The organism is Paraburkholderia sp. CNPSo 3281 (genome assembly GCF_024206515.1).
Taxonomy (GTDB): Bacteria; Pseudomonadota; Gammaproteobacteria; order Burkholderiales; family Burkholderiaceae; genus Paraburkholderia; species Paraburkholderia nodosa.
This window is the reverse complement of the sequence record NZ_JAMBPS010000005.1, coordinates 131,643-156,486: the sequence shown is the minus strand read 5'-3', so window position 1 is coordinate 156,486 and position 24,844 is coordinate 131,643. Positions and strand designations below refer to the sequence as shown.

Sequence of the window (24,844 nt, the reverse complement as noted above, 5' to 3'; positions counted from 1 at the left end):
GCAAGTCGGCCTTCAAGACCGGGGGGCGCTTAGCAATGAATCGTGGCCAAAGCAAATATAAATGCGGCCGATGCTCGCTCAAAGGACGCAGCAGATCGATGCAGAGACATCACGGAAGAATTGATGGATCTGGTTGAAAGGCTACAGACTTAGGCTGCTCAACCGTTCTATTCCTCGTCGCTGGACTCATTGCTTTAGGACTTTCGCACTGAAATGTCCAGGGCCATTGGCACAGGATGGGACCGTGGAAGACTGCAAGCTAGCGGCACTGATGTTTCTGGAAAACGTGGCATTCTTTAGTCATTGCGTCAACTTCGTGCGTGTCGTGCCCGCATCTCGCGCATGAAATCAACCGCTATTAAGCGGGAAGCGGCAAGAGTCGAAGGGCTTGCCCGGCTGAGCAGTCAGCGCATATTCCTGGACCAACCCCCACGATTACGCAAACTGCACCGTGTTAAATGCGGTCGGAATTCAGGGTGGCGAGATTACTGGAGTCCAAGGGCCATCGGTTTCACCCGGCTTCAGCGGCGCTATCGATGTATCTTCCATTGAGATAAATGCCTCTCCCGACGAGTCGGACCCGTATCTGCTGTTCTCTTTGCGGCAGACGTGTTCGACTACCTTGCAGGCCAGAAGCCTATTGCCATTTGATATGGAGCAGCTCGGCACTGAAGAGTGTTCGGAGCCGAACACTTTTTGCCCGCTGAGAGTCATCGCTGAAGAGTGTTCGGATCCGAACACTCTTCAGCGCAGCCGATGCATCCGCCAGTTGATGGGGAGCAAAGCTCCGAGCAGCTCGCCGCGAGCGAAGGTGTTCGGATCCGAACACTCCAGAGATGAAGGGATCGGCACCCCAATAAAAAAGCCCCGCAAATTACGGGGGCTCTTTATCCTATCTTGCAGACCTACTCCGCTTGAACCGAGAACATCTTCGCGACTGTCTCTCTGAGCGCGCGCTCCTGCTCCTCTGAAATTACGCCGGCCTTGAACTTAAAGGTCAGCCCCGAGACATCTTTCGTGATGCTGCCTGCATGGAGATTTCCCGAGAAAATTTTGAGGATGCTTCGGCCCGCCGCGTCATGCGTAGACACCCCGCGAGTCGCTGCAGCGAGAATCGCAGGGGCGACCTTCGACTCAAGGAGGTCACCCGCTACTACCTGCGTCCACAACTCCGTTAGCGCCTTCAGGCCCGCATCGCCGGTCTTCTTCAACGCGCTCACAATCTCCTGTGCCTGATTTGATTGCAAAAGCGTCGGCCTCAGATCCAAGTCGCGCTTAACGAAGTCAGGAAGCTCATCGAAGGCAAGGTATCGGTAGAGTTCATTTCTGGAGATGCCCATCGTCTTGGCAAGCCGAGTCTTATTTGGAAACTCACTCTCGGCCCGGCGGACCGACAACGCAATCTCGTAATCTGAGAGGTCATCCCGCGTCACGTTCTCTACGAGCGCGAGCGCGGCCATATCCTGGTCAGTGCAGTCTACAACCACACTCTTAATGGTCTCCCGATTCAGGAGCTTATGTGCACGCCAACGCCTCTCACCAGCTACCAGCTGGTAGGCGTCATCGCCCACTCGACGCACTAGCACCGATTGCAGTAGTCCAATCTCTTCAATCGAGCGAGCCAATTCATGCAGCTTCGTCTCATTGAATTCGCGGCGAGGTTGCCATGGGTTCGGCGAAATCCCGTTGACCGGCAAATCGGTCCCTACACCTTTTTCTTCAAGCTCCTGGATTCGGATTTGCGCCGCGGTCAAGGCGCTGGTAAGTCCCGGCATGGTTTGCGGACTGCGAGTACCCTTTTCCGCCTCTTTCCTAACCGGCGTCATCTCAGCCGGCGACGCCAGGCCTGCAGTCTTGGCCAACAGCTGCTCGCGAATATTGCTCATGCCTCCTCCTTCCAATTCTTGACGAACATGTCGTCAAGCCAACGCGCGTACTGCATCAACGGTTGTTTCACTCGTTGAAGCGATTTAGCGGTCGAATGCGTATTCGTGATATCCAGAGCGGTGGAGAATGAGAGGGCCCCACCACTCATCACTGAGCTTGCCGGAATTTCGAACGGATCCAACCATTTCCCGTAAGCTGTCTGAGCCCATTGCCGAACCACCGGGGCCGATGACGTCTTGCCATAATCCACCTTGGAAAGAAGGATGGAGATGAACTCGTAGACCTTGTCTTCCTCGTACGCGAGGAAGTCGCCCGCGACTTCTGAAAAGAGACGCCAGAAAGCCATCGAGCTGATGAAGTCCAGGTTCTCCGGGACCATCGGCATCACGAGTGCGTCTGCGGCGAGCAACGCGTTGAGGTTCATGTACGACAGCGACGGCGAGGTATCCATCAGGATGTAGTCGTATTGCGAACGTAGCGGCTCGAGGCCTTCGCGAAGCACTGACCAGAACCGAAAACCCTTCATCGTCTTCTGCCGGGCCGGCAACAGAAACTCAGCGCCATACAGGAATGTGTGCCCCGGAATAATGTCAAGGCCATCCCAATAGGTGCTCTGCACCTTCGAATTCAGCCCGCCTTCGATAGACTGGTCATAGATGTAGGGGAGGACGGTGTCCTCTCCGCTAATTTCCTTCTCCGCATACAGTCCGCACAACTCCGAAGCGGAAGCCTGCGGGTCCAGGTCGATGATGAGCACTCTGCGTCCGAGCAGCGACAAGGCTTGCCCGAGGCAGACAGTTGTGGTGGTTTTCGCAGAACCCCCCTTCAGCTGAGCCGTCGTCAGCACCCGTCCTCGAAAATTGCTGTCCGATTCGGCAAGTCGCGTTTGATAGATGTCCGAGGCCATCTTCACCCACGTGCGTACTTCGGCTAGCGTGAACGTCCGGCTACGACCGCTGCCGTTGAGCGTGCCCGACGGAAGCCCCTGATCGGCCTTCGTCACCAGATACTGGATCTGCTGGCGCGACAGATTGCACATGTCGGCCAGTTCGCTGATAGTAAATATGGGAGCGGTCTTTCGCGGCCGCGGCGCGAGAATCTGCTCGCGCAGGTTGTCCGCGAACGGTGCGAGTTTGTCGGCGAACTCTGCGACCTCGCGAAGCGTCGTGCGACGGCTTTCAATTGGGAGAGCGGTAGCCACTGCATCCATTCTGCACTTCCTTGGGTTTTTGACGATGAAGCGCAGAATACACTATTGCGTGTAAACAGAGTTGTATTGAGCCTGGTTTTTTAGCGGAAACATCAAGATTTTGCGCCAGTTGATTGATTTCACGTCCAATTCGGGTATTCGCGATGAGATTTGGAACGTTCACTGGCAGTAGACCCTGGACGAATTCACTACGCGCAGCGACCCATTCACGGTTCGCCGCGATCGCGCGGAAAAGGCGTCAGCACAAAAACCACCCCCGGAGGTGGTTTTTGTGTATTTTCTCACCAGCCGAAATTATGCATTGAAATCATACAGTTATCGTGGTTCGGGTCTCTGCTTTAACGTGATCTTTTGCGTTGACGGGGGCTATGTCCGTTTGCTTTTTGTAAACATAAACCAGCAAACCAACAAACAGAAGCTGGAAAAACCTTTCTTATCAAAGCCAAAGCGTGTGGATAGAGACGGTTTTTGTGAAGACCAGGACGCTTTTTGTGATGCAGTGCGCAGAAATTGGGTTTGGATGGGTGGAAATTGTGAGAACACCGTGCGGTTTTTGGGCGCTCGCTCGAAGATAAGGGGTGGTTTTTGTGCGGGAGAAGGGCACGATATTGGGGATGGTTTTTGTGTTGACAGACGCTGCTTGGCTGATAGAGTGCCCGCATCGAGCCGAAAGAACGAATGGAAAACCTGACGCTTCCCGCCACGCCGCATCAACTTGCCTTGGACATCTACGACGACATGTCCGGGAAAGACGCGCGGATAGACCAGGCAGACAGGGACATCGGGTATCTCCGAAACAACATCTTCACCCGTGTTGGCGGACTCGGCATCGCCGCACGCCGCGTGCTCGACGCTGCATACTTCATCGTCGCTTCGAAGGCGCCTGACGAACTAATCGACGACAAGGTCTACACGTTTTCCGAGGACATTAATTACTTCAAGTGGCTGATGCGCTACGACAGCCGCAACCACAGCCATCTCGTCACCCAGATGCGTGCCGCCGCGAAGGCCCGCGTTGAAATCATGACAGCCCCCTCAATCGAGGAACTGACCGAGAAGGACTCGTGGGGCACGATAAGTCTGCTTGGTGATTGCTACATCGAGAGAAACGTGGTGTGCATCCTGCTCTCAGGGCGAGTGATTCGATATCTCATCAGCCCGTACAAGGCACATTGGCTCAGTCTGCGCGATGCTGCGAAGTTTACGCTTTCGCTCGCGCGCGCAGTCTATGACCGCCTCATTCCATGCGAGGGCCATGGTGTAACTGAGTGGTTCGCGTACGAAGACGTTCTCGAATGGCCAGGGAAGGTCGGCGTGTCGCGCAGGGTTTTCAAGGAGTTCCGGAAGCATTTCCTTGAGCCTGCGGTGCAGCAGCTCAACGAAGAGTCGGATTTTGAAGTCAGCTGGGAAGCGAACGCCGCGCGCGTGTCCGCGGACAAGATGAAACTGCGCTTTCGGTTCACGAAGAAGCAGGGCGCGGATGCTGCGCGCGCAGGCATTCCGGATGAAATGTACCTCGTGCTTCACAACGAGTTCGCGTTCGATGAGCTGGACTTTCTGCGCCTCGCAAATAATCGGCACACCTGGACGGACGAACGCCTGGCGCAGGCCATCGAATACACGCAGACCAGGCTGACGCAGGGGAAGGTTACAATTAGCCCCAAGGGCTATCTCTTCAAGTCGCTCGAGGGGAACTACCGCATTGGTGGCGCCGAAAAGAAGATGCTGGCTGTTCAGTCGCAACAGTCCCAGCATTCGCAGGACGACGCACGCGCCCGTCAAAACGCGGAGTCGCAGCGACGCGAGGCTGAGAAAGCCCAGGCTGAAATTGCGGCTGCCAAAGTCCGTTCCGAGGCTGAGGCCGGCAGGGAGTACTATGAGGCAGCGGACGCCTATATCCGAAAAGAGCTACTGCACACGTTTGTGACGGGTCTGCTGCACCAGCGGCAAATGGCTAGGGTTGGCATCGCGCGTGAGTCGCTCACCACCGAAAACATCCTCACGACAAACAGGCAGCTCGCTGAGACTTTCTGCACGCACGTGTGTTCGCGCATGAAGAAGGTAATCGACGCGCGCTCGAAGTAAGCGAAGCGGTGGCTGCCCACCGGCTACGCCTTCACCTTGTAGAACTGTTCATGCATCTCTCCGTGGCCAGCATTCACGGGTGGGTCTAGGCAACCATTCGGTGGCGGCCCCCGGGCGATGGACAGTCCCCAAGAACCTCTCCTGAGAGAGGCTTTGGGGCGAACGTACCAACAGGGGAGGCTGGGGTGGTTCGCGGTGAGCGCCGCATCAGCTTCTGGCGCGGTACCGGCTTCGTATGGAGCCGGTCGATTGACCCGCATGTCATGGTGATATGAGTCGATGATTGGGTTGGTGCGCCGGTGAGCGGAGTGGTGACGTGCGCAGTCATCCCATTGAATTAGGTATCCTAAGGAAAATCGATCTCCCGGCCTGCTGCACGCTTGCTGCTCCAGATCAGGAAGTTGCCTGCGTGCGCCATGACATGCGGTCGTGCCCGGGCACCCGTCACCGGACGAGTTTTCGACATTACCGGCCGACAGTCAAATCTCCATTCGGTGCCACCTGCTGAGTCCATCCGTCAGGAAAACGCGACTAACGGTCTTGCGCCATCTCGCCCGCCACACAGGTCGACCGCGCCAAACCCGGTCTCCAGGCAGACAGGTAGCCGCGCCCGATGGCGCACTGCTGTCGCAGCCGAAGCCAAAGACGCTTGACGGCCAAGAACCGCCGTTCACATGCGTCGTCGGTCGGACGTTCACGCGTCGGCTCCATCCCGTGAACGGCCATCCAATCGTAAAGGGCACGCGCTGGGTCATACGCTAACGGCGTCAATGACGGGGGATCCTTTTGGCAAATCGTTTTGCAGCACACGTTTGCCCCAGCCGAACCGCCAACGCTTTGTACACGTATCGGACCTTGGTCCGATAGAGCGAACGCGTCCCGCCCGCTAATTTAGAAGTTGCGCCGCCGTTTCAATCGAAATAAATCCCGAATGGCCACTGGGGAGTTCGTTATGAAACGTCATCCTCCCGTAACTGCACCCGCCGTTTGCCTTGCAATGCTACACCGCCATCCGGCGTGCGGGTCATCCGCGAAGCTTCGAAGCGAGTCCACGCAGCGGGCGTTGCGCACGCGACGCGCCCTGGTGGCCGTGGCTGCCGCGATGCTGCTCGGCGGCTGTGGGGGCGGTAGTAACAATGCGAATACAACATCCGCACAACCTGTTTCGGTGCCGTTGCAGGCCGCCCTGACCAATGAGGTCGATAATGGCGGCACGGCGAATTTCTCCGTCTCTGGCACGATAGACAACGTTCCCGTGACCGGATCGGGGACGCTGGCAGACTCGACGCCTGTAGCGGCGACGTTTAATGGTGCGACTGTTTTCCAGACCACCGAAACCATCACCGACACCGTGGTTGAGAACGGCACCCCCACTACCGTCACTGAGACAAAAACGATCTTCACCGATCCCAATACGGCGGCTGAAGTCGGGCAGATCAATGATGATGGTTCAGTTGATGTGATCACCCAGATCGATCCCATTCCCGCCTCTGCGCCGGTGGGAAGTTCGGGTGTGCTCGGCACCGGCACCGAGTTCTCAGATACGACCCAACAGACGGTGGTCGGCAATGTCGAGGATTCCTACGTCGTCGAATCCGGCACCGGGAACCCGGGAGGGACCGGGAGCGGGAGTTCTGGAGGGGCCAGCAGCGGGACTTCCGGGGGATCGGGCTCTGGGGCCACCGGGAGTTCCGGCGCCGCGAACTGTGATGTGGTCGATTTTGTGAAGAAAGTCACGGACAAAAACAACGCTCAGATCAGGAAGTCCGAAAAGAAAATCTGTGTCGACGACAAAGGAAACTCCAGGTTCGAGTCGGGCGAAGAGCAGGAGCACAACCACGGCCACAACAATGACGATTTCAACGAAAACGCTCAATAGGCTACGGTGTTTCCAATCAGTGCCCCGCCGGCCGCTACATGAGCGGCAGCGGTCACACGTCGGCGCGGCTCGAACGGCTGTTGTGGGTCGGCACCGGCCGACCGCATCGGGCAATAGCCGGCCAAACTGAGTCATTCCGGTATGACTGGCGAGCGTCGGCATTACGCCGGGCTTCAGACCGAAGAACGGCGTATGAACAGCGTGAAGAACCACACGTTTCCATCATTGAGCGGTCTAGCACTTGCATGGAAGTCGTTCGTGTCTTCCTCGGAGCAGCCAGGAGTATCCTTACAGGGAGGCTGACGCATTTCGGTTTCGTTTTCCGGACGCGCAACTGCCTCCACGGCAGGTTTCACGCGTCGAAGCCCCGTTCAATGGAGAGTAGGCAGGTGGCCGTCGAAGGGTCCCGCGCGGCCAGACGGACAAAGGAGACAGGCATGAGCACTTGCAACGAACCCCATCACGCTCACCATGACCATCAGCATGCCCAGGCTGTGGACACACCGCCGTCAGGCATGGCGACCACGTAGACTATCTGCACGATGGCCATCTTCATCACCCGCACGGCGACCACTGCGATGACCACGGTCCGGTGGAACTCGCCTGAGCGCTATTGAAGTGCGGCGGGGACCCCGTTCCCTGTCCTATCATCCGCCCGTTGGAGACGTATGTCCCAGCACTGCGGCGAACACGAGAATGGCCAGCATGACAAGCGCTTCAACGGTCAGCCAGGCGTAGAAGCGGCCTTGCGCGGCCATGAAACCGGAGCCGTCCTGCCGCGCCTGTGCGCACAGATCAGGCAGGACCATCCGCCGGTTCCAGCCGCCCAAGGCCACCGCGGCGGCGACGCATACGAGCTTCGCAGAGAGTATCCGGCCCCATGCCATGCCGAAGAACGGCGCGCCTGCCTGTGCGGTGTCCTGCATCACGTTGTAGAGGCCGGTGATCAGCACGACGACAAGCGCGGCCGTGGCGAGATGCGACAGCCCTATACAGAACGCCGACCTTTGTCCGGCCGCTGCGTAAGCGCTCGGCGCGGCCCGGCGCAGCATCACGGACGCGACGATCACGCTGCCGGCCCATAGCGCTGTCGCACACAGATGCACGAGATGGATCGCTTCGCGCACCGAGAAGTCGCCCGCGTCCGCCGCGTGGCTGGCCGCAGCCTTGCCCGCCGCCCACACGAGGAGGCCCACGGCGAACAGCGGTAGGCCGCGACGATCAGCGATGCGACTCAGTGTTGCGAGCAGCGCGCCGATGAACCCGACTGACCATGCGACGCCGTAGTGTGACTCCGTGAGCACGGCGGCGACCGCGTCGCTGGCGCCGGCAAGCGGCAAGCCACTCATCACGGCAGCCTGCAGCCAGAGGTACGCGAGAGCCGTGAGCGCCAACGCGATTGCAAGACCCGCCTGCCACCCGCGCAGCGCGGCCGGCGCGCCCATGCCGCTCCTCTTGCCCAGCACAGCGCACGCCAGCGAGCCGGCGGCCGTCGCGAACAGCACGTCCTGCACTGCGGCGAGAGCCATCTGTCCGGCGACGAGCGGCTCCATGCTCACTTCACCGTGAACGTGTAGTGACCCTGCGTGCGATGCCCGTCCGTCGCGACAGCGACCCACGAGACCGTGTAGACACCTGGAGTCAGCGGGTTCAGCGCTACCGACATGTGCTTGCTGTTCGACGGGTCGATCACGGCCTTGCCACGGGTGACGGCGCCGCCCTGCGCATCCGTGACGGTGATCGAGCTGAAGGCCGGCTCGAGGCCATCGTCGAAATCGATTGCGACGTCCTTCTGCGAGGCGGGCACGGTCAAACCAGCCCCCGGCGCCTGATGGGTCGGGTAGGCGTGCGCCTGCGCGAGCTGACAGGTAGCGGTCAGGAGCGCGGCAACGGCGCCGCGTGCGGTCGTATGCAGCTTCATGAAGGGATTCCTCATAGGTCAGAACAGCGGCTTGCCGATCGAGCTCGGGAAAATGTCGTCGAAGTAGATATGGGCTTGCACCAGGATACCCGTGTGAGTGCCGGTCGCGCGATTGACGGGAATCTGTGCTTCGACGCCGAACTGCCCGTAGCGATTGATCCAGATTACGCCGGGGTTGATCGTGCCAGTCGTCTGTCCGGCGCACGCGCCTGCCATGCAGGTGCTCATCGGGAATTCGACGACGGGAATCAGGTTGCTGAACGGCTGCGGCAGCCCGAGATCCTTCACCTGCTGCTGCAGGTACGGAATGCTGTACTGCAGCGTCAAGCCCCAGCCGAGCGAGTTCGGCCCCTGGTCCGACGACGCGGTCGTCAGGTTCGGGCCGATCGTGCCGGTGATGGCGAACGGCCGCAGGTAGCCGAGCGACGCGGGCAGGTCGCCGAAGCCCTTGCCGAAATAGACGGTCGGTGTGAAGGTCGAAAACGAGTTCGCGACCGATCTGGCGCCCGTGCCGCCGAGCGCGGCAAGGAGTCCGACCGACGCCATGAACTCGTGCTGCGGGTTCGCATAGACGAGATATTTGACGCCGAGCGTGAAATTGTCCCAGCCCTTGGCGCTGCCATCCGGCGAGTTCAGGCTCGAATAGTTGCTCGCGACGCTGAACGCGAGATTCTTTGTGATCAGTTTGTCCCACTCGTACGACACCGTGTTGACGTTCATGTCGTTGCCATTGCTATCGGGCGTCTTGATGTGGCCGTACTGCAGGTTGAATTCATCGCCGACGCCGGGATCGTCGACCGCCATCGTGGCCGGGAATACGCGATCGCCGACCACCGCGTGGGCCGACGCATCGATTGAAACGAGGCAGGAGGCGATCGCGCATAGCGCGGCGGCGCCCCGTTTGAGAGTGGTTCGCATGTTCAGATCCTGATCAGATTATCGTGACGCACGCTGCAGGCTGCCCCGAGGGGACCGGAGAGTCCTTGCAGGGAGCACGCCGCAGGTGCGCGCCAGCGCAGCGATGCCGTTCACCGGCATCGCCACATTGGCTGGAAAACGTCTGCGAAGATCAGGACCAGGCGGGGGGAGCGCGCGGCTGAGCCGGCGTCAGCACCGTGTACGGGCGGAACGCAGCGGTGACGAGGGGGGCAGGAAAGGAGGGGCGCTGCCGCGCGACGTTCGATGCGACGGCCACGCCAGGCAAGGCTGGCGAGTGAGCGAACAGTGCGCAATAGGGGCACGCGTCGCACAGCGACGACGAATCGGAGCCATGGTGGTGCATGGCGTGCGCGGCATGGGCATCCAATGCAACCTGGACGGCCGGGTGATGATGATGCGAATGATGTGCGTGATGTCCGACCTCGCCATACTCGCCGCGCAGCACCTGGGACACCGTCGGCGCGATCACGCTCAGCAGGATGGCAAGCGTCCCAAGCCAGGCACCAATCTTCTGACGGCGGCGGTTGAGCATGGCGAATCTGCGAGACGGCAAAAAACACGAGGGGAAAGAATGCTAAGAGCCGGCCCGGCGTTTCCGACAAGCGGAAACCCATAACGGGATAGGCACGTCGCGTCAGCACAACAGGCCGCAGCCACCCACAAGCGACTCTGCCGCCGAAGCAGGCGCAAGGCTTCAGGTAAACCTTAACGGCTACTGCCTGACGAGGCCGATCTATCGCCGACCACGCCCGCCGGTCAACCTCGGGCCGGCGTCGGCCAGTTGCCGACGCTGGCCACCGTTCTCACGCTGACATTCGTACGTCGGCTCTCCAGCAGGCAAGGGACGTTCCGACACCGTCAAGGCTTTGAAGGGCCTGACTACGGCGCGGGTGCCTGGTGAGGGTGATCCGTGGAGCGCCTCCGAGAAGCGTCTTCTGGTCTGGCATCAGCGGATCACTTCGGATCGACACTACTCCTTCACCTCGGCATTCTTTGTTTCATCTCCGGCCATGCCGTCATGGTTCATCGCATCTTCTTTCATCCCGTCTTTGGCCGCGCTGTCGGCGCTCATCGCGTCTGATGCTGTTGCGCTCTTTGCGGTTATCTCCTGACTCGGCGCGTCGTTGGCAGTCGCGTCGGTTGGCACACTATCATCAGCGAAGGCGCCCGCGGTCGCGAACGAGAAGCAGCTGGCGAGAATGGTGGCAGTGAGCTTGTTCATGATGTGATCCCTTAGCGAACCGACAGTGAGTCGGAATATCGATAGGACAGTAGCCCGATGGTGGGGGCCTGGTCTTGCCGCGAATCAGTGACGGGCATGGCACTTCCCGGTACCCCATCGGCGACGGTCATGTCATTCTTGCGCGGATGGATATGACAGGAAGTCGGCAGCCACTCCAAAGGGCATGGGTAAAGACCCGATATGCGTTAACCGAATCACTGGGGAATGACTGCAGGTAAGGTGTGAAAGGCGTCTGGATGGTCCAACGACCGCAGATCCAGGCAGTCGATGGACACAGTGCGGCCCTTTGCTGTGGTCGTCCACACTCAAAGCAGGGCCGACTTTTGGGCATCAGCCGAGCTTCGGCGTCGCATGTCACCGAGCCCGTGACCACTATTTTTTGCCCATGTACACGCGGGCATAATGCGCGCAGGTTGGCGAGAATTGCTGCATCAATGCCGTATTCAAACAGCCCACCTTCTGAAGAAGCGGCGACGATCGCACCGGACATGATTGCGTTTTCAACGATTCCTGCGAGGCACGCGGGCTCGTTCCAGTCGTATGGGTAGTGAACGAACTTTACGCGAAGCCCCTCTAGCGCACTACCGTGCGCACACAACGCGCGCAAGGCAGCGGCACCGAATTGGCGGCCATTGAGATCAATGTCCAGTACGCTGATCGTAATGTTGCGTGCTGCCAGCGCTTGTCGTCGCAGCTGATTGAGCAGAATCAGCGTATCGAGTGTGTCGATCGCCGTACCTCATCGCGTGTCGCCCGGCATCCGGTCTGTGCATCGCGCCTCGGATAAAATGCCGGGACTGTGACACTGGCCGGAGATGCTTCCCGGAGGCGCGGCGTCGCGCTGAACGTCGGCGGCGATGGCAAAGCGGGTGAACTGCATTGCGGTTGCCGCATACCGCACGGACATACCATGAAATTCGATCATCCCGATCCCGCGAGCGCGCCCGCACCCAGAGGGGTCTGGCTTTGCGGGCCGTGGACAGATGCGTCGCCCGGCGATGTCATGTGACGTGCTGCGAAACAATCCGTCCCACGACCAGGACCGGTCATTTTTCCCACGATGCGCGCGATACGTGATCTCCTGGCGGACCCGACTTCCGCCTGCATTTGAAACCGGTTTTCCCCATCAACTGTTCATGTCCTTTACCGATACCGATCGCCTCTCGCCAAGAATCACACCGGCGGGCCACCTGCTTGTCGCGCCGGACGTCGAGGCGCCCGCGCTGCCCGATGACGTAGCGCTGGGCGCGGCTTTCGCGCGCGGCGCTGGTCACGGGCTGCTTTACCTGGGAAGCGCAACCATCGGGCGCGCATTGCCGCCCGCCTGGGCGTGGTGGCGCGAACTGGGGGCCCGCTATGTCACGGCCCTGTGCACTACGGCGGAAGGTGGGGACATCGCGGGCGCAGAGCCAGACCCGCTGGAGCTCGGCACACTGATCGAAGACGCGCCGCCCATGACGGGCGCTGAATATCTCACGCCGGATGTTCTGGCGGCACTATGGGGCGAAATCGATCGCGCCCTGCGCGATGAGCTTGCTGATTCGGGAGAGTCACTTCAGGCATTCCTCAGGTCGCGTCATCCTGCCTGGAATCTGGTGGGCCGGGTTCACTTCAACCTTGCCGAAAACCGCAAGGACCCCGAAGCACCTTTCGCGTTCCTGGCTACGTACGCTGCGCGCCTGTCGGCCCATGGCAAGACGCAGCATCAACCCCTATCACGCGCGCTCGAGGAATTTTCCGGTGCGCGCAACAGGGCGCAGCTTCTCTCTCTGCTCATGCCGGTTCAGCGTGCGGCTGAACGCTGCGACTGGCTGCGTGCGATGGTTGAGTCGCGCGAAATCTATCACCCGTTGCGCTGGATGCCCGCCGACGCCTGGCGCCTTCTCTCGGATCTGCCCGCCCTGGAATCCGCCGGCATCAAGGTTCGACTACCGGCGAGCTGGGCGGCGGGACGCCCCGCGCGGCCCGCGGTCAGGGCGAGCGTTGGGACGCAGCCTCCGTCACTCCTTGGCAGGGAAGCGCTGCTCGACTTCAGGATGGAGGTGTCGCTCGATGGCGAAACGTTGAGTCCGGCCGAGATCCGGAGTCTGCTCAAGGGGGCCGACGGCCTTCAGTGGATTCGCGGGCGCTGGATCGAGGTGGACACGAAGAAGCTCGGCCGCCTGCTTCAGCGCTTTGAAGGTCTGGAAAAGGCCGCGCAGGCGGGGCTGCCGCTGAACGATGCGCTGCGTCTGCTGGCGGGCGTCGCCGGTGATGAAGGTGACGGGTTCGGCGAGCGCGACTGGGCGCAGGTCGTGGCTGGCGACTGGCTTGCACAGACGCTGCAGCAGTTGCGCCAGCCGGAAGGGCTGGCGCAGGTCGATCCGGGCCCCGATCTGAAAGCGCAGCTTCGACCGTACCAGCAGGCCGGTGTGCGCTGGCTCTACCTGCTAAGCCGGCTCGGGCTGGGGGCATGTCTGGCCGACGACATGGGCCTCGGAAAGACGATGCAGGTCCTCTCCCTGCTGCTGATCCTCAAGCGCGACCCGGTCGGCCCGTGCCCGAGCCTGCTGGTCGCACCGGCGTCCCTCCTGGCAAACTGGGCCGCGGAAGCGGAGCGTTTCTCGCCGGGCCTGCGCGTGCTGGTGGTGCACCCGTCCGTGATGCCTGCCGACGAACTGCGCGCCCTGGACAGTGCGCGGCTCATGCAGACGGACCTCGTCATTACCAGCTTCGGCTCGCTGCTGCGCCAGCCCGTTCTGGAAGCGTTCCAGTGGAATATCGCGATTGTCGACGAGGCCCAGGCGATCAAGAACCCCGGCACCCGCCAGACGAAACAGGTCAAGAAGCTTCAGGCACGCTCACGCATCGCGCTGACGGGCACCCCGGTGGAAAATCGCCTGTCGGACCTGTGGTCCATTTTTGATTTCACGCATCCAGGCCTGCTGGGCTCGGCGAAGGAATTTGCCGGTCTGACCCGGCGTCTGGCGAAAATGGAGCATTTCGGCCCGCTTCGAAACCTCGTGCGGCCCTACATTCTGCGTCGTCTGAAAACAGACCGGCGTGTGATTGCCGATCTCCCGGAAAAAACCGAACTCAAGGCGTGGTGCCACCTGAGCCCCATCCAGGCCGCCCTTTACGGACGCGCAGTCAAGGACCTGACTGCGGCGCTGGATGGTACCGACGGTATTGAACGCAAAGGGATCGTACTAAGCTACCTGATGCGGTTCAAGCAGATCTGCAACCATCCGTCCCAGTGGCTTGGCGACGCGGCGTGGCAGCCGGAAGCCAGTGGCAAATTTGCGCGGCTGCGCGAACTGGTCGACGTGATCGCGGCGAAGCAGGAAAAGGTTCTGGTGTTTACGCAATTCCGCGAAACCACCGAGCCCCTTGCCGCGTTCCTCGGATCGCTTTTCGGGCGGGAAGGCCTGATTCTCCACGGCGGAACGCCCGTAGCCAAACGCCGCGAACTGGTCCGGCAATTCCAGGAAGATGAATCGGTCCCGTTCTTTGTGCTCTCGCTCAAGGCGGGTGGCGCGGGGTTGAATCTCACCGCCGCGTCCCACGTGATCCATTTCGATCGCTGGTGGAATCCCGCGGTCGAAAATCAGGCGACGGACCGGGCATTCCGCATTGGCCAGCGCAGGAATGTTCTGGTACACAAGTTCGTTTGCCGGGGAACGGTCGAGGACCGGATCGACCAGCTGATTGAAACAAAGCAGCAACTGGTGAAGGATGTGCTTGAGGGCGGCGCGGAGCTGCTGCTGACCGAGATGAGCGACCGCGAGCTGCTCGATCTGGTCAGGCTCGATATTCATTCCGCGCAGGAAAACTGATCATGGAGAGGAACGCGAATGGCTGACTACGGCGGATGGAACCCCTACGTCCCGGTGGCCGAGCGCAGAAAGCAGGCGGAGCAACTGGTCGCGAAAGCGCTCAAGGCAGGCAAGATGCTGTCGCCCATAGCGCCCTATCGTGGAGCTATCGCGAAGACCTTCTGGGGCAAGGCATGGTGCGATAACCTGGAGCACTACAGCGACTACGCCAGTCGCCTGCCGCGCGGTCGCACCTATGTGCGCAATGGTTCGGTGATCGATCTGCAGATTTCGACGGGCAGGATCCGTGCACAGGTCATGGGGTCCAGCCTGTACGAGATCGAAATCGATGTCACAGCCTGCCCGGAGAAACAGTGGCGGGCGTTGAGTGCCGAGTGCGCGTCGTCGGTTGACTCCATGGTCGAACTGCTGCAGGGCAAGCTGTCGGCTGCGGTGATGGGCCGCATCTGCAAGCCGGGCAGCGGGCTCTTCCCCGCGCCGAAGGACATCAAACTCGGCTGCAACTGCCTGGACTGGGCGGCGATGTGCAAGCACGTCGCCGCCGTACTCTATGGCGTCGGCGCGCGGCTCGACCAGCAGCCGGAGTTGCTCTTTACGCTACGCGGCGTTGACCCTGGCGATCTCGTCAGCAGCACCGGTGCGAACCTCTCCGGGGCAGGAGCCGGCCCGACGTCCGGCAAGGTACTCGACAACGTGGACCTGGGCGACGTGTTCGGCATCGATATTGATGCCGAACCCTTTGCCGATGCGCCCCCGGCCCGCGGCAAACGCACGCGCAAGGAAGCCGCCCCGCAAACAGCACGCACGCCGAGATCGACGGCGTCGAAGTCGTCTGCGACCGCGAAATTGACACCGAAAGGCAAGGCCGCGGCGCCGGACGTGAAAGTCAGTGCTGCCGCGGTGAAGAAGCCAAAGGGCAAAACCAACCCCGGCGTGTCGAAGGCGACACGTTCGGCTGCGCCGCCAAAGCCCGCGGTGCGTGCGCCCGCTGCCTCGAAACCCGCGAAACGCCGCGAGTGATTTTCGGGCGGTGCGGCACCGGCTGGTCTGGCGACTGGGCCGGCTTGCGAGATGTGCAACGGGACCGGGATGCGGCGAATAGACAAAGTCCAGCTGTACCTCTGGCCGAAGCCCCACGCCAGCCCAGGAGGTTTGCCGTGATCTTCCTGCACGTCTGTCGAGAGGCTGCGATGAGAAACAAGAGCGGCCGATGGCCAGCGGCTGAGAGGGTGCCGATTAGAATGCGATGAAGTGGAATGTCAGGGAGCACATGTTGGGCAGAAAAAAGAGCGCAGAAAAGTTGAAGGTTGTGGCGGTCCGCATCGATCCGGTCATCGAGCACGAGATCCTGTTACTACCGGAAACGACCTGCCGGAAGCCGTCCTTCTTCCCGCAGCAGTTGATCGAAGGGGGGATCAGCGCGCTGGAGGAGGTATGGTTGCGTCCCGCTCTGCTGGCGCAGGTCCGAGCGGACGCGATGCCGGAACCGGTGGCGTCTCACGTGGCACCAGACCTGTTCGACGAAACCGCCTTCATGGACTGAACAGGCAATCGCCGCACGGGACGGCGAACCGGGCGCCGGCGCAAACGGCAGCTTCCAGAATTCTCTGTTGGTCTGAAGCTCCTTGGGAGCGCCCAACGAGCGTGAGGGCGTAGGAGATTCGAGGCTGAGTACCTCAGGAGCCCGATGTCGCTAGCTTGTCGGAAGCAGGATCATCGAGTTCCGAAAATGCACGGGAGTGAGGTGACGCACGGTTACCGATATCAGCGTCCCGGACTCGTAGTAGAAGCATCTGGTTTTATGATAAATATGCATTCCTACTTAAAATGCTTTTGCGAGAACTTTTTGGTGGCTCTACGTGAAATCTTGTGGAAGACAAAAAAATAGTGCTCTTTCCAATATGATTGGAAAGAGCAATCGTTGGCGGTGTCGCCGTGCAGTTTTCGTCTCCTTTTTCATGGCCACCTCCAGACAGAACGGACAGCACGCACGGACTCCGCAAGTCCAGCGGGTTACGATCAGTCCGCAACGGCTGGCCGATCTATTCGGTTGTGCTGAGTTGCAGTGTAGATCGTTTGCCTTATCAAGGCCAGGTCGTCTCTACAGCGCGATTGCGCGGAGCATTCGGCGCCTTGAATCGCTGGAAATCCAGCAGTGAATCAGCAGTATGCTGTTGCTGAACCAGCAACGTGCATGCGGTTTTGCCGCCATACGCACACCTGCTCCCCGACCAATGATTGGCATGGCTTCTGCTTTATCGGTAAAAGAACGAGGCCCGATCACGGGCCACCCAACAAGCCGATACCAGGAGCCCCTATGACCGCATTGAATCTCGCCAGCACGGTGGCAGTTGCTCCCGTTCTTTCTCCCGGTACGGACTACGAGCCTCTCGCTTCACGTTTTCGACCCGTCTTCGCCCGCATTGCCGAGGGCGTGCTCGAGCGTGAGCGCGATCGCAGGCTGCCTTATGAGCAGATCGAATGGCTCAAGGCTGCAGGCTTCGGCGCCGTTCGCGTGCCTCTCGAGCACGGCGGCGCAGGGGCTTCGCTGCCGCAGTTGATTCAGCTGCTGATCGAACTGGCCGAGGCGGACTCGAACTTGCCACAGGCGCTGCGCGGCCACTTCGCGTTCGTCGAGGATCGGCTCAATGCCGAGCCGGGCCCGGCTCGCGACGTCTGGTTCAAGCGCTTCGTAGCGGGCGAACTGGTCGGCAATGCCTGGACCGAAGTCGGCAGCGTGGCGATCGGCGACGTGATCACGCGCGTGTCGCGTGATGGCGCGCGCTGGGTCGTCAACGGCGCGAAGTACTACAGCACGGGCAGCATCTTCGCCGACTGGATTGACGTGTTCGCTCGCCGCGACGACACGGGAGAAGACGTGATCGCGGCCGTGCGGGCAAGGCAGCCCGGCGTGACGCATCACGACGACTGGGACGGTTTCGGCCAGCGCACGACGGGCAGCGGCACCACCACGTTTGTCGCCGCCGACGTGGACGAGATCGACATCATCGACTTCTCGACTCGCTTCAAGTATCAGACCGCGTTCTACCAGCTGGTGCTGCTGGCCGTTCTCGCGGGCACGGGCCGCGCCGCGCTGCGCGACATCTCGCAGGAGGTGCGCTCGCGCCGGCGCATCTTCAGCCACGGCAATGCGCCTTCGTTCGCGCAGGACCCACAGGTGCAGCAGGTCGTGGGCCAGGTCTCGTCGCTCGTGTTCGCCGCCGAGGCCACAGCCGTGCGCGCGGCGCAGGCCTCGCAACGCGCGTACGAGGCGCGTTTCGGCGGCGATGCGCAGGCCGAGCACGCAGCGAATGTCGATGCCGAACTCGATTCCGCTCGCGGCCAGAGCGCGATTGCCGATCTCGTGCTGCGCGCGACCACGCTGCTGTTCAACGCGCTCGGCGCATCGGGCACGAGCGAGCAGAAGCGGCTCGACCGCCACTGGCGCAACGCGCGCACGGCAGCCTCGCACAACCCGATCGTCTTCAAGGAGCGTATCGTGGGCGACCGCGAAATCAACGGGACCGAGCCGCCGTATGTCTGGGCGATCGGCGCCGGTCCCGCGCCGGAGCAGAAGGCGGCGTGAGCGCGAAAGTGCGGTGCCGTCGAGCGCACGGCACCGCTATTTGAGGGCCGCGATTTCCTTCGTCCGGATCAGCCGCGCGCGCAACACGTTGCGGCTGATGCCGAGGAGCCTCGCCGCCTGAATCTGGTTGCGGTGGCTGTACTCGAACGCCGTGCGCATCACCATGTCCTCGATCTGCTCGAAGAGATTCTCGTGTTCGCCGTTGAACAGTTCGAGCAGCGCCGATTCGAGGGCGTGGTGCGGACCGCTCGGCGCACTCGCGCCAGCCGGGGTCGTGATGCCGGATGAGAACAGGTGCAGGTCGCCGTCCTGCAGGGTGTCGTGGCGACTCACGAGCAGCGCGTGATGGATGACGTTCTCCAGCTCGCGAATGTTGCCGGGCCAGCTGTACGCGAGCAGCTTCTGCTCGGCGCGCGGCGAGATCGTGCCCGGCCCGTACCCAAGCCGGCTGCGGTAGTCCTCGATGAAGTAGCGGGCGAGTGGAAGGATGTCGCCGGTGCGCTCGCGCAGCGTCGGAATGGCGAGCTGCACGACGTTGAGCCGGTAGAACAGGTCGCTGCGAAAGTGCCCGGCCGCCACCGCGTGCTGCAGATGGACGTTCGTCGCTGCCACCACGCGCACGTCGATCGGCACGCCGCGTCGGGAACCGAGCCGCACGACCTCGCGCTCCTGCAGCACGCGCAGCAGCTTGACCTGCATGGACAGCGGCAGGTCGCCGATTTCGTCGAGGAACAGCGTGCCGCCGTTGGCCGCTTCGAACCAGCCAGCCTTGGCATGGAACGCACCCGTGAAGGCCCCTTTCTCGTGCCCGAACAGTTCGCTTTCGACCAGCGTCTCGGAAAAGGCGCCGCAGTTCACGGCGACGAACGGCTTGTCGCGCCGCTCGCTCAGGCTGTGTACGTGGCGCGCGATCAGCTCCTTGCCGGTGCCGGTCTCGCCGATGATCAGGATATTCGCGTCGCTCGGCGCGACCAGCTGGATGCGCTCGAGCAGTTCGATTGACCGGGGATCGACGAACACCTGCGCGCGGGCGCGGATCGAGGCGGTCAGCGAATGCTTGTGCGGCAGCGTCAGGACGGGCACCTCGCCGTTGGCTTCGGCATCGTCGGACCATGCGTGGGGGAGCGGGTGGTTCATGAGTAGAAGCTCGGCGTGGGATAGGTTCGATTGAGCGCCCATTCGCCGATCTCGCGGATCTTGTAGGCGAGCGGATCGTGCAGCGTATGGGTGCGCAGGTTGCGCCAGTGGCGGTCGAGCCGAAGCTCGCCGTGGGTCGCGCGGGCGCCGGCGACATCGAACATGCGCGTACAGATGTCGAGGCCGGTTTGCGCGGCGGCGACCTTCGCGCTCGCGATGGCAAGCGCCAGTTCCCCACGTTCGGTCGCGGTGAGGCGGGTGCCACGCGACCATGCATGGTCGAGTCCGGCGGCGGCTTTGTCCGCAAGCGCGCGTGCGGCTTCCAGCCCGAGCCAGAACTCGCCGTACTGGCTCAGGATGTACGGGTCCTCACCGGAACTCGCGACGTTCGAGGCGGGCCAGGGCCGCGCTTCGTTGAGGGTGTAGTGCCGCGCATCCTCGAATGCGGCCTCGCCAATGCCGAGATAGATGTTCGTCAGGATCAGTTGCGCGATGAGCGGCCGCAGCCCCGCGAACGGTGACGAGAACGGACCAGGGTCCGAGAGCAGCTCGTGATGCTCGACGCGGACCTGTTCGAACGTCAGGGAGCCACTATCGGTCTGGCGTTGGCCGAAATTGTTCCAGTCCTGGGCAATCGAAATGCCGCTTCGCTGGGTCGGGATGGCGGCCACGAGAAACGCTCGCGTTTCGGCGTGGCGCGCGGAGACGATCAGCATTTCCGAGTCGAGCGCGCCCGAGCAGAAGCTCTTCTGGCCGCTGAATTCGAGCCACCCACCGCGCGGGTGCGCAAGCGTGCGTTCGTCGAGTGGATTGAGCGCATTGCCCCAGAACCACCGGTGCCGCGAGGTCTGTTCGAACAGCGCGTGCCATTGCTCCGGCGAGCCGAACAGACGGACCGTGGCGAGCATCAGGTGATGAAATCCGAACACGTGGGCGAGTGAACTGTCGGCGCACGCAAGCACGCGTACGACGTCGAGTGTCGTGCGCCAGTCCGCACCGAGCCCGCCATGAACGGTCGGGATGCTCAGTGCGAGCAGGCCGCTCGCACGCAGCGCGTCGCGCTCCGCCTTCGGTGTGCCGCCGCGCGCATCGCGCTCCGCAGCGGTCTGCGCGAAGCGTTCGGCAAGACCGTGGGCGACGTGCAGCGGCGACTCGCCCTGCAGGACGGGCCGGACGTCATCGGGCGCTTCGGCCAGCGGCAACGGTAGGGGAAGGGAGGCCATCGCAGTGTGAGTGGTTGAAACAGCCATGCACGCGCATGCGTGCTGCTGGATCAGCACAGTGTTCAAGGTTTTGGCCGACGAGAGAAGCAACCATTTCTCATAACCTAATCAGGCTGCTGCGCCAGCAGCATCGAGACGCGAAGTCATGCGTCCTGCGTGCCTCCATTCATGTGATGAACCGGTGCTGCTGCGTGGGAAGCAGCGAAGCAGCAGCATTGTTGCCGGTGCGTCATCACATGTCGGCATATCGATCCGAGTGTCTCCGGGATGTGCTTATCAGGTGCATTTCCCCCTTCTGGAAAGGCTGCTCGACGACGAAAACGGCTGCTATGTCAGCGGCTCTGCTGTGAGTGGTCAGTTCGCGCGATTTGGCACGGTCCTTGCCTTTAGCTCTTGACGGGACCGATCAGGCACGTCCCGATTCACGAAGGAATCCTCATGAGCAAGAAATACAAGATCGTCGCAGTGTCGGGCAGCTTGCAGCGGCCATCGCGCACGCTGGCACTGGTGCACTCGCTACTGTCCGCGCTGGAGGCCGCACTGCCGGTCGAAATCCGCGTGATCGATCTCGGCGAGATCGCAGGGCGACTCTCCGGTGCGCTCACGCGTGCGCAGGTGCCGGCGGATATCGAAGAACCTATCGGGGCGATCGAGACAGCCGACCTCGTGATCGCCGCCAGTCCAGTTTACCGCGCCTCATATACAGGCCTCTTCAAGCATCTGTTCGATCTCGTGCATCACGAGGCGCTAATCGACGTGCCCGTTTTGCTGGCCGCCACGGGCGGCAGCGACCGTCATGCGCTCGTGATCGATCACCAGCTGCGTCCGCTCTTCAGCTTCTTCCAGGCACGCACGCTCCCGGTCGGCGTCTACGCCTCCGAAAGCGATTTCGATCGCTACGAGATCGCGAGCGAGGCGTTGCAGGCTCGCATCGCACTGGCTGTCGAGCGTGCGGTCCCGCAACTCGGAGCACGCTCGGAAAACGTCACCGCGGCGTTAGCCGTCTGAATTCAAAGTCATTCAAGGAACCTTCAATGAGCCAGACTTCCCAAGCCAAAGACGCCGTCAAGTTTGCCTACTGGGTGCCCAACGTAAGCGGCGGCCTTGTCGTCAGCACGATCGAGCAGCGCACCGACTGGGGCCTCGAGTACAACCAGCGTCTTGCGCAGACCGCCGAGCGCGCGGGCTTCGAATACGCGCTGAGCCAGATCCGCTTCACGGCCGGCTATGGCGCCGAGTATCAGCACGAGTCGGTTTCATTCAGCCAGGCGCTACTGCAATCGACCACGAAGCTCAAGGTGCTCGCGGCGATCCTGCCCGGGCCGTGGCATCCGGCCGTGGTCGCCAAGCAGATCGCCACCATCGATCACATCTCGAACGGCCGCATAGCGATCAACGTCGTAAGCGGCTGGTTCAAGGGGGAGTTCACCGCGATCGGTGAACCGTGGCTCGAGCACGACGAGCGTTACCGCCGCTCGAACGAGTTCATCCGCGCGCTCAAGGGCATCTGGACCGAGGACAACTTCACGTTCAAGGGCGACTTCTACCGCTTCAACAACTACACGTTGAGTCCGAAGCCGGTGCAGAAGCCTCACCCCGAGATCTTCCAGGGCGGCAGCTCGCGCGCGGCGCGCGACAACGCGGCGAGCGTATCGGACTGGTATTTCACGAACGGCAACACGCCCGAGAATCTCAAGGCCCAGATCGATGATATCCGTGCGAAAGCGGCGCAGAACAATCACCAGGTCCGTATCGGCGTGAACGCTTTCGTGATCGCGCGCGATACCGAGGAGGAAGCGAAGGCCGTGCTCGACGACATCATCAGGCACGCGCACGTCGAGGCCGTCCATGCGTTCGGCGACGCAGTCAAGCAGGCCGGCAAGGCTTCGCCTGAAGGCGAGGGCAACTGGGCCAAATCGACCTTCGAAGATCTCGTCCAGTACAACGACGGCTTCCGTACGAACCTGATCGGCACGCCGCAGCAGATTGCCGAACGCATCGTCGAACTCAAGTCGATCGGGGTCGACCTGGTGCTGACCGGCTTCCTGCATTTCATCGAGGAAGTCGAGTATTTCGGTCAGAAGGTGCTGCCGCTCGTGCGCGAGCTCGAGGCGCAGCGCGAAAGGCAGGCTGCCTGACGCCAGTGGCGGCGGGGCGGGGCCGGGCGCGCGAGCAGACCCGGTCACATGGAACAGAAGGACACAACCGGGAAACGGCACCCCAAGGGGTGAATCAGCATGACGCAAGCCTCGACGGCCCTGCTGGCGCTCGACGACATTTCGGTGTCGTTCGGGGGCGTCAAGGCCATTACCGATATCAGTTTCGAAGTCGCGGCTGGCGAGATCTGCGCGTTGATCGGCCCGAACGGCGCGGGCAAGAGTTCGCTGCTGAACGTGATCAACGGCGTCTATCGTCCGCAGCACGGCACGCTGCGCTTCGACGGCCATGCTTACCGGCGCATGGACGCGCACGACGCCGCGCATCGCGGCATCGCGCGCACGTTCCAGAATCTGGCGCTGTTCAGGCGCATGAGCGTGTTCGACAACGTGCTGGCCGGACGCAACCTGCATCGCCGCAGTACATGGCTCGAACAGACACTGCACGTTGGCCGTGCCGCACGGGATGAGGCCGAACAGCGCGAGCGAGCGCAGTGCGTGATCGAAGCGCTGGATCTGCAGCCGTGGCGTGACAGCGTGGTGGGCACACTGTCCTACGGGTTGCAGAAGCGGGTCGAGCTGGCGCGCGCGCTGGCCGCCGAACCGCGCCTGCTGCTGCTCGACGAGCCCATGGCTGGAATGAATACCGAGGAGAAGCACGCGATGGCGGGGTATGTGCTCGATGCCAACGAGCATCTCGGTGTGACGGTCGTGCTGATCGAGCACGACATCGGCGTGGTGATGGGCCTGTCCGATCACGTGGTGGTGCTCGATTACGGAAAGAAGATCGCCGACGGCAGGCCCGACGAAGTCCGCACGAACCCGGACGTGCTGGCGGCCTATCTCGGCACACGACATTGAGAGGGGCGCGCAATGCAATTTTTTATCGAGGTGCTGGTGGGCGGGCTGCTCGCCGGCGTGATGTACTCGCTGGTCGCGATCGGCTTCGTGCTGATCTACAAGGCGTCGGGCATCTTCAACTTCGCGCAGGGCTCACTCGTGCTGTTCGGTGCGCTGACCTACGTGAGTCTCGTCGAACGCGGCTGGACCCCGTGGCTGTCGTTCGGCGCGACGCTCGCCGCGCTCGTGCTGATCGCGATCGCAGCCGGCCGGTTCGTGCTGCTGCCGCTCGTCAACCGCGCGCCGATCGTGTTGTTCATGGCCACCCTCGGCCTGAGCCTGATTCTTGAAGGCGCGGCGCAACTGTTCTGGGGCGCGCAGGTGCACGGGCTCGATCTCGGCATCGACGACAAGCCGCTACACCTGGCCGGCGTGATGGTGAGCCGCTTCGACCTGTTCGCCGCCGGCACGGCCGGCGTGCTGGTGCTCGTGCTGTCGCAGCTCGCGAAGCACTCGCGCTTCGGCCTGTCGCTGCGCGCCGTGGCGGACGATCCGCTCGCCGCGTTCGCGGTCGGCCTGCGGCTGCCGCGCATCTGGGCAATCGTCTGGGCACTGGCGGGCTTCGTCAGCCTCGTTGCGGGCCTGCTCTGGGGCGCGCGGCTCGGCGTGCAGTTCTCGCTCTCGCTCGTCGTGCTCAAGGCTCTGCCGGTGCTGATCATCGGCGGCTTCTCGTCGATCGGCGGCGCGATCGTCGGCGGGCTGCTGGTCGGCGCAACGGAGAAGCTGGCCGAAGTCTATGTCGGGAGCGTGATCGGCGACGGCATCGAGAACTGGTTTCCCTATCTGCTTGCGATGCTGTTCCTGCTCGCGCGCCCGTCCGGCCTGTTTGGCGAGGCGGCCGTCGAGCGCGTTTGAGGAAACGT

At 62.0% G+C, this 24,844-nt stretch carries 20 protein-coding genes; 11 read left to right on the top strand and 9 right to left on the bottom strand.

All coding sequences use genetic code 11. From position 1 onward, the window contains the following. Positions 1-905: 905 nt before the first annotated feature. Positions 906-1,886: a ParB/RepB/Spo0J family partition protein gene (locus tag M3I56_RS08275; RefSeq protein ID WP_254353375.1), complete on the bottom strand. Its 981-nt coding sequence runs from the start codon at positions 1,884-1,886 to the stop codon at positions 906-908. Continuing rightward, positions 1,883-3,097 (bottom strand): ParA family protein, encoded by a 1,215-nt coding sequence (locus tag M3I56_RS08270; protein WP_254353374.1) that lies wholly within the window; start codon positions 3,095-3,097, stop codon positions 1,883-1,885. The genes M3I56_RS08275 and M3I56_RS08270 overlap by 4 nt, the downstream gene beginning before the upstream one ends. Before the next feature lie 271 nt (positions 3,098-3,368). On the opposite strand from M3I56_RS08270, the gene M3I56_RS08265 reads away from it, so the two are divergent. The 3 genes from M3I56_RS08265 (at position 3,369) to M3I56_RS08255 (ending at position 7,061) form a co-directional block, all read left to right on the top strand. Next, entirely contained in the window at positions 3,369-3,788 is a 420-nt protein-coding gene (locus M3I56_RS08265; RefSeq protein WP_254353373.1) for a hypothetical protein, read from the top strand. After that, on the top strand, positions 3,776-5,182 hold the full coding sequence (locus tag M3I56_RS08260) for a replication initiation protein (RefSeq protein ID WP_254353372.1): 1,407 nt from the start codon (positions 3,776-3,778) through the stop codon (positions 5,180-5,182). The genes M3I56_RS08265 and M3I56_RS08260 overlap by 13 nt, the downstream gene beginning before the upstream one ends. Before the next feature lie 1,090 nt (positions 5,183-6,272). Further along, positions 6,273-7,061, top strand: a complete 789-nt coding sequence (locus M3I56_RS08255) for a hypothetical protein (RefSeq protein WP_254353371.1) — start codon at positions 6,273-6,275, stop codon at positions 7,059-7,061. Positions 7,062-7,708: 647 nt separating this feature from the next. Here M3I56_RS08255 and M3I56_RS08250 read toward each other — a convergent pair. The 5 genes from M3I56_RS08250 to M3I56_RS08230 form a co-directional block, all read right to left on the bottom strand. Further along, positions 7,709-8,614 carry a CopD family protein gene (locus M3I56_RS08250; protein WP_254353370.1) on the bottom strand — a complete coding sequence of 302 codons (906 nt, stop codon included), beginning with the start codon at positions 8,612-8,614 and terminating at the stop codon, positions 7,709-7,711. 2 nt (positions 8,615-8,616) lie between these two features. After that, positions 8,617-8,982 carry a copper resistance protein CopC gene (locus M3I56_RS08245; RefSeq protein WP_254353369.1) on the bottom strand — a complete coding sequence of 122 codons (366 nt, stop codon included), beginning with the start codon at positions 8,980-8,982 and terminating at the stop codon, positions 8,617-8,619. A gap of 18 nt (positions 8,983-9,000) precedes the next feature. Further along, complete coding sequence (locus tag M3I56_RS08240) at positions 9,001-9,900, bottom strand: hypothetical protein (RefSeq protein ID WP_254353368.1); 900 nt, start codon at positions 9,898-9,900, stop codon at positions 9,001-9,003. A gap of 151 nt (positions 9,901-10,051) precedes the next feature. Continuing rightward, positions 10,052-10,453: a DUF2946 domain-containing protein gene (locus tag M3I56_RS08235; RefSeq protein WP_254353367.1), complete on the bottom strand. Its 402-nt coding sequence runs from the start codon at positions 10,451-10,453 to the stop codon at positions 10,052-10,054. Positions 10,454-10,891: 438 nt separating this feature from the next. Then, positions 10,892-11,143: a pentapeptide MXKDX repeat protein gene (locus tag M3I56_RS08230; protein WP_254353089.1), complete on the bottom strand. Its 252-nt coding sequence runs from the start codon at positions 11,141-11,143 to the stop codon at positions 10,892-10,894. 1,157 nt (positions 11,144-12,300) lie between these two features. On the opposite strand from M3I56_RS08230, the gene M3I56_RS08225 reads away from it, so the two are divergent. From M3I56_RS08225 to M3I56_RS08210, 4 genes are all read left to right on the top strand, one after another. Continuing rightward, on the top strand, positions 12,301-14,979 hold the full coding sequence (locus tag M3I56_RS08225; RefSeq protein WP_254353366.1) for a DEAD/DEAH box helicase: 2,679 nt from the start codon (positions 12,301-12,303) through the stop codon (positions 14,977-14,979). Positions 14,980-14,997: 18 nt separating this feature from the next. Continuing rightward, entirely contained in the window at positions 14,998-15,999 is a 1,002-nt protein-coding gene (locus M3I56_RS08220) for a hypothetical protein (RefSeq protein WP_254353365.1), read from the top strand. A 226-nt stretch (positions 16,000-16,225) separates the two neighbouring features. Then, positions 16,226-16,522, top strand: a complete 297-nt coding sequence (locus M3I56_RS08215) for a hypothetical protein (RefSeq protein ID WP_254353364.1) — start codon at positions 16,226-16,228, stop codon at positions 16,520-16,522. 774 nt (positions 16,523-17,296) lie between these two features. After that, a complete protein-coding gene (locus M3I56_RS08210; protein ID WP_254353363.1) occupies positions 17,297-18,565 on the top strand; it encodes an acyl-CoA dehydrogenase family protein in 1,269 nt (422 codons plus the stop codon). A gap of 36 nt (positions 18,566-18,601) precedes the next feature. Here the strand turns inward: M3I56_RS08210 and M3I56_RS08205 are convergent, their stop codons facing one another. Together M3I56_RS08205 and M3I56_RS08200 are read right to left on the bottom strand one after the other, a co-directional pair. Next, on the bottom strand, positions 18,602-19,702 hold the full coding sequence (locus tag M3I56_RS08205) for a sigma-54-dependent Fis family transcriptional regulator (protein WP_302056716.1): 1,101 nt from the start codon (positions 19,700-19,702) through the stop codon (positions 18,602-18,604). Beyond that, on the bottom strand, positions 19,699-20,925 hold the full coding sequence (locus M3I56_RS08200; protein ID WP_254353362.1) for an acyl-CoA dehydrogenase family protein: 1,227 nt from the start codon (positions 20,923-20,925) through the stop codon (positions 19,699-19,701). Before M3I56_RS08200 ends, M3I56_RS08205 begins: the two co-directional genes overlap by 4 nt. 438 nt (positions 20,926-21,363) lie before the next feature. Between M3I56_RS08200 and msuE the strand changes: the two genes are divergently transcribed. The 4 genes from msuE (at position 21,364) to M3I56_RS08180 (ending at position 24,836) form a co-directional block, all read left to right on the top strand. Next, positions 21,364-21,933 (top strand): FMN reductase, encoded by a 570-nt coding sequence (gene msuE / locus M3I56_RS08195; RefSeq protein WP_254353361.1) that lies wholly within the window; start codon positions 21,364-21,366, stop codon positions 21,931-21,933. Positions 21,934-21,959: 26 nt separating this feature from the next. Then, positions 21,960-23,063: a dimethylsulfone monooxygenase SfnG gene (gene sfnG, locus M3I56_RS08190; RefSeq protein ID WP_254353360.1), complete on the top strand. Its 1,104-nt coding sequence runs from the start codon at positions 21,960-21,962 to the stop codon at positions 23,061-23,063. Between the two features lie 99 nt (positions 23,064-23,162). After that, on the top strand, positions 23,163-23,942 hold the full coding sequence (locus M3I56_RS08185) for an ABC transporter ATP-binding protein (protein ID WP_254353359.1): 780 nt from the start codon (positions 23,163-23,165) through the stop codon (positions 23,940-23,942). A 12-nt stretch (positions 23,943-23,954) separates the two neighbouring features. Continuing rightward, on the top strand, positions 23,955-24,836 hold the full coding sequence (locus M3I56_RS08180) for a branched-chain amino acid ABC transporter permease (protein WP_254353358.1): 882 nt from the start codon (positions 23,955-23,957) through the stop codon (positions 24,834-24,836). Positions 24,837-24,844: the final 8 nt, after the last annotated feature.